This is a genomic window from Streptomyces sp. NRRL WC-3618 (assembly GCF_001280005.1).
In the GTDB taxonomy this organism is placed as follows: domain Bacteria; phylum Actinomycetota; class Actinomycetes; order Streptomycetales; family Streptomycetaceae; genus Streptomyces.
Genome location: NZ_LGDW01000113.1, coordinates 1 through 9,409 on the forward strand (window position 1 = coordinate 1; position 9,409 = coordinate 9,409).

The window sequence follows — 9,409 nt, forward strand, 5'->3', positions numbered from 1 at the left end:
CCGCCCGCCCCGGCCGACTTCCAGTGGAACGAGCTGCGGTACGGCGTCACCGGTGACGGCACCGAGCCCGAGATGCGGCTCGGCGAGAGCGGTTGGGTGTGGCAGCGGTGGGGGGTGACGATCGCGGACAATCAGTACGAGCACGGGGTCACCGTCCACGGGGAGTCCTCGGTCACCATCGATCTCAACCGCGAGTGCGCCTCGTACGACGCCCTGGTCGGCGTCGACGACCTGATGCTCGGCCTCGGCGAGGTCCGCTTCTCGGTGTTCGCCGACGGGGAGCGCGTGTGGCGGTCCGAGCTGGTCCAGGGCGGCCAGGACGCCGTACCCGTCCACGTCGACCTGACCGGGCGCAGGACGATCCGCCTGGTCGTGGAACCTCACACGCCGTTCGACTCGGTGGCACTCGCGGACTGGGCGGAGTCCAAGTTCATGTGCCGGTGACGCGGAATTCCGGGGTGGGGGTGTCCGGGGAGGTCGGCCGTGGTCGAGGTGTGCCCGGTGGCGGGTGAGGTGTGGTGTCCAGGTGGGCGAGTTCGCCGAGTACGTCATCGACGGTGAGTACCGATCCCGTCGTACGTTCGGACTCGTACCGGTCCGCTCCCAGGGCCGCGCGGGCGGCGGTCGCCGTCTCCAGTGCCCGGGCGCGGTCCGGCATCGGGCGCGGGTGGCCGCACCGCCAGCTTTCGGAGGCGGCGAGCAGGCGGACCGCGCGAGGCAGATCGCCGAGGACGGCCAGCAGCCTCGCCGCGCTGTCCGCCAGCGCCGCCGTGATCACCTCGGCGCAGCGCTGCGCCACGGCATCTCGCAGGGTGGCGGTCAGTTTCGCCAGTCCCTCCGCCGGTCCGCACTCCTCGGCCACGATGAGGGCGTCCATCGCGTCCAGCCCCGCCGTGAACTGCGGCGGCGGTGTGCCGTGCGCGATCTCCGCGCGGGACCGGTCGCACAGCGCACGCGCGAGGGCGACCTCGCCCTCCTCCAGCGCCATGTGCGCCCTCAGTAGCAGGACGAACGCCCGGGAGTCCGCCACCCCGTAACGATCGGCCACCCTGGTCGCCTCGTCCAGCGCGGTCAGCGCGCCGGCACGATCGCCCTCCCGGTACGCGATCTCGGCGAGCCGCGCGAGGAGAAACGGGGCCTCGGCGTGGGCGCCCACCTCGTGGGCGAGGCGCAGCGCCTCCTCGTACTCCTGTTTGGCCTCGTAGAAGCCGCCGCGCACCATGGCGGCCTCCCCGGCCGCGCTGCACACCTGGGCGCGCACCCAGCGGTCTCCCACCCGTCGGCTGAGGACGCGCAGTTCAGCGAGGTCGTCGTCGATCCGCCGGCCGCGCAGGCCGCCGGCCGAGTCGACGGCCACGTGTGTACGGAACATCAGGGTCACGGCGATCTCCCAGTCGCCGCCGTGGACACGGCAGTTGGCGAGCGCCACTTCCAGGGCGGCGGCTGCGGCCAGCTGGCCGCCGTTGGCCGGGTCGCTGGGGGTGGTGGGGGTGGTGGGGTCGGTGGGGGCCGGGTGGTCGGTGAGGAAGGTGAACGGCCATGCGATGCCCGGCAGTCGGGCCGCCTCCGGGCCGCCGCGCGCGAAGTGGGCGCGTACCTCGGTGAGTTGGCGCTGCCAGTGCTCGTCTCGGGGAACCGTGGCCGGGTCGGCGTCATGGGTCAGGAAGATGAGGAGCATGCGGAGGTTCATACGGCGGTTGGTATAGCCGCTGGAATGGCTGTGGGAATGGCCGTTCACCTGGGTGCTTTCGGTGTCCAGGTCCAGGACTCGCGTCAGCCAATCCATGCTCTCGCGGCGGAAGTTGCGCAGCCACCAGAACCAGCCCATCGCGAGGATCAGGGCGGTGGCCTCCTCTTCGTCGCCCTCCGTGATCGCGCGGTCGAGGGCCGCCCGGATGTTGTCCAGCTCCGTCTCGAGGCGGGATATCCACGGGAGTTGTTCGGCGGAGCGGAGCAACGGTTCGGCCTTCTCCACCAGCGCGCGTACCCATGCGCGGTGCCGTCGCTCGACGGCGGCACGTGCTTCAGGGGCCTCCGCGGCGCGCTCGGCGGCGTACTCGTGGATGGTCTCGAGCATGCGGTAGCGCATCCCGGGGACACCGGTGCCGAACCCGTCGTTCTCGTCGCGCTCGTTCCGCTCGTTCCGCTCGTTCCGCTCGTGCGGTGTCGCGACTATCAGGGACTTGTCGACGAGCGCCCCCAGGAGGTCGGCCACCGGGCCGGTGCACACCGCCTCCGCGGCGGTGAGGTCCCAGCCGCCGGCGAACACGGAGACCTCGCGCAGCACCGTCCGTTCCGGCTCGTCGAGCAGGTCCCAGGACCAGTCGACGACCGCGCGCAGGGTCTGCTGGCGGGGCAGCGCCGTGCGGCTTCCGGAGGTGAGGAGGCGGAAGCGGTCGTCCAGGCGGTCGGCGATCTGCCGCGGGGTGAGCAGTCGCAGGCGGGCGGCGGCCAGTTCGATGGCGAGGGGCAGGCCGTCGAGCCGACGACAGATCTCCTCCACGGCCTCGGTGTCGCGGAGGGCGGTGCGCGCACCTGGGCTCACGGTCGCCGCGCGCTCCTCGAAGAGGCGGCGGGCCGGGTCGGGCAGAAGGGGTTCGACCGGGCGCACCGACTCGCCGGGGACGCCCAGGGGTTCACGGCTGGTGGCGAGGATCGTGAGGCCGGGGCAGTGCGTGAGGAGGGTTTCGGCGAGCTCCGCCGCCGCGTCGATGAGGTGTTCGCAGTTGTCGAGGATCAGGAGCTGGCTGCGCGGGGCGCAGTACTCGATGAGCAGGGCGAGCGGGTCGTCCTGCGGGGTCGTCAGCTCGGTGGTCCTGAGCACGGTCTCGCGCAGACCGAGCGCGCTGACCACCGCGCCGGGGACCGCCTCCGGCCGGTCGAGCGGGGCGAGCTCGACGAGCCACGCCTGGGGGAGGCCGGCGGCGGCTTCCTCGGCGAGACGGGTCTTTCCGGAACCGCCCGGTCCGACGAGGGTGACGAGACGGGTCCTGTGCACATCCGAACGGATGGCCTCGATCTCGGGTTCCCGGCCGACAAAAGATGTCAGACGGGGGCGGATGTTGGTGGTGGGGGTGGCGTTGCGGGTGGGGGGCGCGTTGTGAGTGGAGGTGCTTCGGTGCGGGTGTTGGGTGGGGAGGGCTGACGGCTGTGTCAGCAACTCCCTGTGCAGTGTGCGTAGTTCCGGGCCCGGGTCCGTGCCCAGGCCCTCCGCCAGAGTTCGGCGGGCCGTCTCGTACGCGGCCAGGGCGTCCGCGCTGCGGCCCGTGTCGCGCAGGGTGCGGATGAGGAGGGCGTGCAGCGGTTCGTCGTACGGGTGAGCCTTCGTCAGCTCCTGCAGCTCCGGTACGGCGTCGTGGGCGTGGCCCAGTCTCAGGTCCGCCTCCACGCGCGCGCGTGTCGCCTCGCGGCGCAGGGCCTCCGGGCGGGTCGCGGCGGTGCGGTCCGGTAGGTCGGCCAGGGCGGGGCCGTGCCAGAGGGCGAGGGCCTCGGAGAGGGTGCGTGTGGCTGTCGCGGGGTCGGCGCTTTCCAGGGCGGCCTTGCCCTGCCGTACGAGGCGTTCGAAGAGGTGGAGGTCGATGTGGTCCTGGGGTGCGGTCAGGCGGTAGCCGCCGGGGTCCGAGGTGATCGTGTCCTTGCCGAGGGTGCGGCGTAGGCGGCCGATCAGGGCCTGGAGGGCTGCGGGGGCGTCCTTGGGTGGGGTGTCCGCCCAGACCTCGTCGATCAGGGTTTCGGGGGTGGTGGCGCGGTTGGGGCGTAGGGCTAGGGCGGTGAGGAGGGCGCGGAGGCGGGGGCCGCCGATGGGTACGGCGGTGCCGTGGTCGTCCTCGGCCTGGGTGACGCCCAGGATTCTGTACCGCACCGACCCATTCTCGCCCCCGCCGCCCTTACCCGTCCCGTCCCTTGGGGGCTGCGCCCCCAAACCCCGCTGTCGGCCCTGAAGGGGCCTCGTCGTCGGACGCCGGACGGGCTGAGACAGGTCAGCCGCGGGACGCCCCCGCTCCCAACGCTCCCCTCTGCGGGGTGATTCCCGACGGTACGGCTCGTTGGCGGGCCGGGGTTCCCGTCCAGCAGGTGCCTCGGCGGGAGAGGAGGCGGCGTAGCCATACCTCCAGGGAGACCAGGTCCGCGAGGCCGTCCAGGGGGAGGGGCTCGCCCTCCGCGGCCGCCCTGATCGCCTTGCGCACGACTCTCGCTTCGACCAGACCCGCCTCCGCCAACAGCGGCGTGTCGAACAGCGCCATCAGGGACTCCGCCGACACCCGCAGACCCGTCCGGGACGCCGCGTTCGCCGACGCGTGGGACGGTGTGCCCCAGCCAGGGGGCAGGTCCGCGACGCCGGCGCCTTCCAGGACCGTACGGAGGATGGACGCCCTGGCGCCGGGCTGGACGCGCAGGGCTTCCGGGAGGGCTCGGCAGGCGCGTACGACCTGGTTGTCCAGGAAGGGCGTGTGGAGCCGCTGGAAGCGGATCTCCGCGGCCTGCTCCAGGACCCGTACGTCCGCCGCCTGGCGGGCCAGCGCCGCACGCGCGCGGAAGTCCCCGGGGCGTTGCCCGGGGCCGACGCCGACGCCCGCGCGATCCGTCGCCCCGTTCAGGCGAACCGATACTTCAGCGAGCGCCTCACCGGTCAGCCAGCGCGCCGCCGGGCCGGGTCTGGCCCAGGTGAGCCCGGCCAGTGAGGCCCCCACCGCGCCGCCGGGCTCGTCGAAACGGCGCTGCATCAGCCGGTCGGACAGGTTCTCGAGGCCGGCGAGGTACGGCGTGCGGGCGAGCCTGCGGGCGGCGCCGTACACGCGCGCGGAGACCATCACCGAGCCGTCGGCCTTCGCGAGCGCCGCCACCGGGCGCACCAGGTGCCGTCGTTTGCGGTCCATCAGGAGGTCGGCGAGGCGGGCGGGGTGGGCGTCCAGCACCTGCCGGGCGCCGTAGCCGGTGAAATGGTCGGCGCTGCCCGACGCCAGGCGGGCGCGGTGACGCGCCGCCGTCACCAGGGACGGGCCCGGTTCGTCGGTCAGCGGGCCCTCCAGGTCGGCGTACGGCAGGACGTCCTCGCCGCCCGCCACCACCACGTGATGCAGGCGCGGGTTCGCCGCCAGGGCCCCCGCCCGCTCCAGTTCCGCCTCGCGCCCGCCCACCACCAGATCGTTGAACGTCACCGCCAGGAGCCGCTCCCCCGCGCCCGTGCCGTGGCCCAGCACCGTCCCCGGCATCCCCGGCAGACCGGCCGCCAGGAGCGCCAGCGTCCCCGAGGCGGGGCCGCCGGACAGGTCGGCCCCTATGCCGGGTACGGGCATGCCACGCGCCGCCCGTCGCTCCGCGGGCCCCATCCCGGGCACCGGTCCGGGGTCCACGTCGGCGCCGGGTACATGGCGAGGGGCGGACAGCCGGGCGCGTACCGCCTCCACCAGCGCGTCCCGCACGCCGTCCACCGCGCTGTCGGGGTCCACGGAGGCAGCCGCGACCGCGAGGGAGGCGACCGGCTCGTACCCGGCGATCTCGCGCGCCCCGGCGCGCAGGATCAGCGCATGCCCGGGCGGAATGCGCCGCACGCCGTCGTAAGGGGTCGAGTCGTGCAGCGCGGCCGGTACGTCGGGGGCCGCGAGAAGGGCGGCGAGGTGGCCGAAGTCGAGGTTGGCCTCGATGAGGTCGGCGAGCGGGAGAGCCGCCGTCGCGTAGGCCGTACCGCCCGCCCACGGGGTGTGGAACACCGGGCGCGCGCCCGCGAGGTCGCCGCAGACCATGAGCCGGCGCCCCACCTGGACGACGGCCGTGTAGCTGCCCGGCCAGGCCGTCAGATGGCGAAGTGCGCCTCCGCGGGCGGCGAACAGGGCGACCCGCAGCTGTTCGTCGGTGGCTCCGCAGGTGCCCAGGACCGCTATGCGGGTCTGTTCGTCGGCCCGCACGACGCGCACCTCGTCGGGACGCCAGTCGCCGACCGCCCAGAGCGGATCGGGGTCTCCCCACAGGAGTTGGGAGCCGACGGGGTGGACCGACTCGCCGTCGTAGCCGGTGGCGCCCGCCGCGTATCCGGCCCCGGACCCGTTACCGCTTCCGCTGCCGTTCCCGACTCCGGCGCTGTCGGCCGCGCCGTAACCGCCAGGCCCTGTCCCGTACTTGGCGGCCACAGCTGCGGTGCTGCTCCATCCCACCAACCACCGCATCGACGCCTCCACAGGCTGTGGACAACCAGTGCACCGGACGAACTCGGCACCATGCTGCCATGAAGGACGCACCCAGGAGGGACGGCGGAGCCGCTCGCGCTCCCCGGAATGCGCCCCTGCGAACTCCTGTGCACCCCTGGGAACATGCCCGCGCGGCTCTGAACGCACGCGTGGGTCAGGGGAGTTCGGGGTTCCTCGGGCAGGACGTCCACAACCCGCCGATCAGGGAGTTCACGCCACGACTGCGACCTGAATGCGCCCCCATTACGCTCCCCCAAGACGCCCCGTGCGCCCTCGATCTCCGTGGTGGGAGCGGTAATGGACCCGGGAAGACAGGGTCTGTTTTCGGCCAAGTTGGCGAAGCCTGGGCAGGCTCACGCACGCTCCGTACAGGCTCTGCGGAGCGCAGCGCCGACGCACAGTCCGGGAGGCGGAGCTCGCCTCCCGGACCGGTCCGCCGCCCGCGGGGATGTAGGCGGCGGTGTCCCCCAGCCCACTGGATCCAGTACAGCGGGCCGACCCACGCAGGATCCATGGAAGCGCTCCCGCCATGGCCGGAGAAGAGCGCACGGACAGGCGCACGGCCACACGTCGGGGGCACGTCGCAACGGTGCGTACATCCCCAGAACTTCCGTACGGACCACAATCCCGCCATCCGGAACAATGCCCCTTAACGCTTGGGATGCGGCGAACTACGCTGGGTTTACGAATGCCGCATGGTTATGCCAGCGCGGCAGCCGTCTGTGTCGAGGGGTGGCGCATGTCCAGGGAGCAACGCGGGCCGAACGAAAAACTCGGCACCGTTCTCGCCCTCGCGGGAATCAGCAACGCGGGACTCGCGCGTCGCGTCAACGACCTTGGCGCCCAACGCGGGTTGACGCTTCGCTACGACAAGACGTCGGTGGCGCGCTGGGTGTCGAAGGGCATGGTGCCGCAGGGCGCCGCGCCGCACCTGATCGCGGCCGCCATCGGCCAGAAACTCGGCCGCCCGGTACCGCTCCACGAGATAGGCCTGGCGGACGCGGATCCCGCACCCGAAGTGGGCCTCGCCTTCCCCAGGGACGTCGGACAGGCCGTCCGCTCGGCCACCGACCTCTACCGTCTCGATCTCGCGGGCCGCCGCGCCGGCTCCGGCGGCATCTGGCAGTCGCTCGCCGGATCGTTCGCAGTGAGCGCATACGCAACGCCCGCCTCACGATGGCTGATAACCCCGGCCGACAGCTCGGTGGCACGCGACGCGAGCCCCTCCGAGGGCTCCGGGGCACCGTTGAAAGTCGGCCACAGCGACGTGCAGAAGCTGCGGGAGGCCGCGGAGGACGCCAGGCGCTGGGACTCCAAGTACGGCGGTGGCGACTGGCGTTCGTCCATGGTGCCCGAGTGCTTAAGAGTGGAGGCGGCGCCCCTGCTGCTGGGGTCGTACTCCGACGAGGTGGGCCGCGCGCTGTTCGGGGCGTCCGCCGAACTCACCCGCCTCGCCGGGTGGATGGCCTTCGACACGGGCCAGCAGGAGGCCGCGCAGCGGTACTACATCCAGGCGCTGCGGCTCGCCCGAGCGGCGGCGGACGTGCCCCTGGGCGGCTATGTCCTCGCCTCGATGTCCCTGCAGGCGACCTACCGGGGCTTCGGCGACGAAGGCGTCGACCTCGCCCAGGCCGCCCTGGAGCGCAACCGGGGCCTCGCCACGGCCCGCACGATGAGTTTCTTCCGGCTGGTCGAGGCACGAGCCCACGCGCGCGCGAGTGACGCGCACGCGGCGGGCGCGGCGCTGCGTTCCGCGGAGGGCTGGCTGGAGCGGGCCCGTGAGGGCGACCACGACCCGTCGTGGCTCGGTTTCTACGGCTACGACCGCTTCGCCGCCGACGCGGCCGAGTGCTACCGCGACCTGAAGGCACCACGCCAGGTCCGCCGTTTCACGGAGCAGGCGTTGTCGAAGCCGACGGAGGAGTTCGTACGTTCGCACGGACTGCGGCTGGTCGTGTCCGCGGTCGCCGAGCTCGAGTCGGGCAATCTCGACGCGGCATGCGAGCAGGGCGTACGGGCGGTGGAGGTCGCGGGGCGCATCTCCTCGGCGCGCACCACCGAGTACGTGAAGGATCTTCTGCACCGGCTGGAGCCCTACGGGGACGAACCGCGGGTGGTGGAGCTGCGCGAGCGGGCCAGGCCGTTGCTGATGACTCCGGCATAGTCGCCGCGGCGAGGCGGTCGGGAGCCTGCCGGGAAATCACCGCGTCCGAAGCGTGCTCGAAGCGTGCCCGCTCCCTGCGTTTGAAGTGACTGTCAGTGGCGCAGTGCACTATCGAAAGCAGGAGGTGGGGTGCGGTGGAGCTGACGCGTGGGTTCGCTTACGACTGTGACGTGCTGGTGATCGGTGGGGGGATCGTCGGCCTGTCGACGGCGTACGCGATCACGCGCGCCGCCCCGGGCACCCGGGTGACGGTGCTGGAGAAGGAGTCGGGCCCGGCGCGGCACCAGACGGGGCGCAACAGCGGGGTGATCCACAGCGGGATCTACTACCGTCCCGGCTCGCTCAAGGCCGAGTACGCGGTGCGGGGCGCCGCCGAGATGGTCAAGTTCTGCGCGGAGTACGGCATCCCGCACGCCGTCACCGGCAAGCTGATCGTCGCCACGGAGCGGGACGAGCTGCCCCGGCTGCACGCCCTCGTCCAGCGCGGCCGGGAGAACGGCATTCCGGTACGGGAACTCGGCCCCACCCAGATCGGCGAGTACGAGCCGGAGGTGCGGGGACTCGCCGGCATACACGTGGGGACGACGGGCGTGTGCGACTACGTGGCGGTCGCCCGGCAGCTGGCCGAGTCCTCCGGGGCGGAGATCCGGTACGGCGCCGAGGTCGTCCGGATCGACCGGCGGCCGCAGCTCGGGGTGGCCGTGCGGACGGCGGGGCCGGGGGGCGGCGAGATCGTCCGGGGGCGGGTGCTGGTCAACTGCGCCGGGCTGTACTGCGACGAGGTGGCCCGGCTGACCGGCGACGATCCCGGGATGCGGATCGTGCCGTTCCGGGGCGAGTACTTCACGCTGGCCCGGCCGGAGCTGGTGCGGGGGCTGGTGTATCCGGTGCCGGATCCGGCGTTCCCGTTCCTCGGGGTGCATCTCACCCGGGGGATCGACGGGGGCGTCCACATCGGGCCCAATGCCGTGCCGGCGCTGGCCCGGGAGGGGTACGGGTGGGGGACCGTGCGGCTGCGGGAGCTGGGGGCGACCGGGGCGTGGCCGGGGTCGTGGCGGAT

General features: G+C 72.9%; 5 protein-coding genes. 3 read left to right on the plus strand and 2 right to left on the minus strand.

Annotated features, from left to right (window positions below):
- Positions 1-444: NPCBM/NEW2 domain-containing protein (locus tag ADL01_RS13690; protein ID WP_199834820.1), on the plus strand; the 444-nt coding region annotated here is incomplete at its 5' end.
- Here the strand turns inward: ADL01_RS13690 and ADL01_RS13695 are convergent.
- Positions 431-3,862, minus strand: coding sequence for a BTAD domain-containing putative transcriptional regulator (locus ADL01_RS13695; RefSeq protein WP_053742247.1), 3,432 nt, complete (start codon positions 3,860-3,862; stop codon positions 431-433). The two genes, ADL01_RS13690 and ADL01_RS13695, sit on opposite strands and share 14 nt — an antisense overlap.
- Before the next feature lie 118 nt (positions 3,863-3,980).
- Positions 3,981-6,164, minus strand: coding sequence for an asparagine synthase-related protein (locus ADL01_RS13700; RefSeq protein WP_053742248.1), 2,184 nt, complete (start codon positions 6,162-6,164; stop codon positions 3,981-3,983).
- Between the two features lie 760 nt (positions 6,165-6,924).
- On the opposite strand from ADL01_RS13700, the gene ADL01_RS13705 reads away from it, so the two are divergent.
- Both ADL01_RS13705 and lhgO read left to right on the plus strand, forming a co-directional pair.
- Positions 6,925-8,349 (plus strand): hypothetical protein, encoded by a 1,425-nt coding sequence (locus ADL01_RS13705; protein ID WP_053742249.1) that lies wholly within the window; start codon positions 6,925-6,927, stop codon positions 8,347-8,349.
- Between the two features lie 140 nt (positions 8,350-8,489).
- The coding region (gene lhgO / locus ADL01_RS13710) for an L-2-hydroxyglutarate oxidase (RefSeq protein ID WP_053742250.1) at positions 8,490-9,409 on the plus strand (920 nt) is incomplete at its 3' end.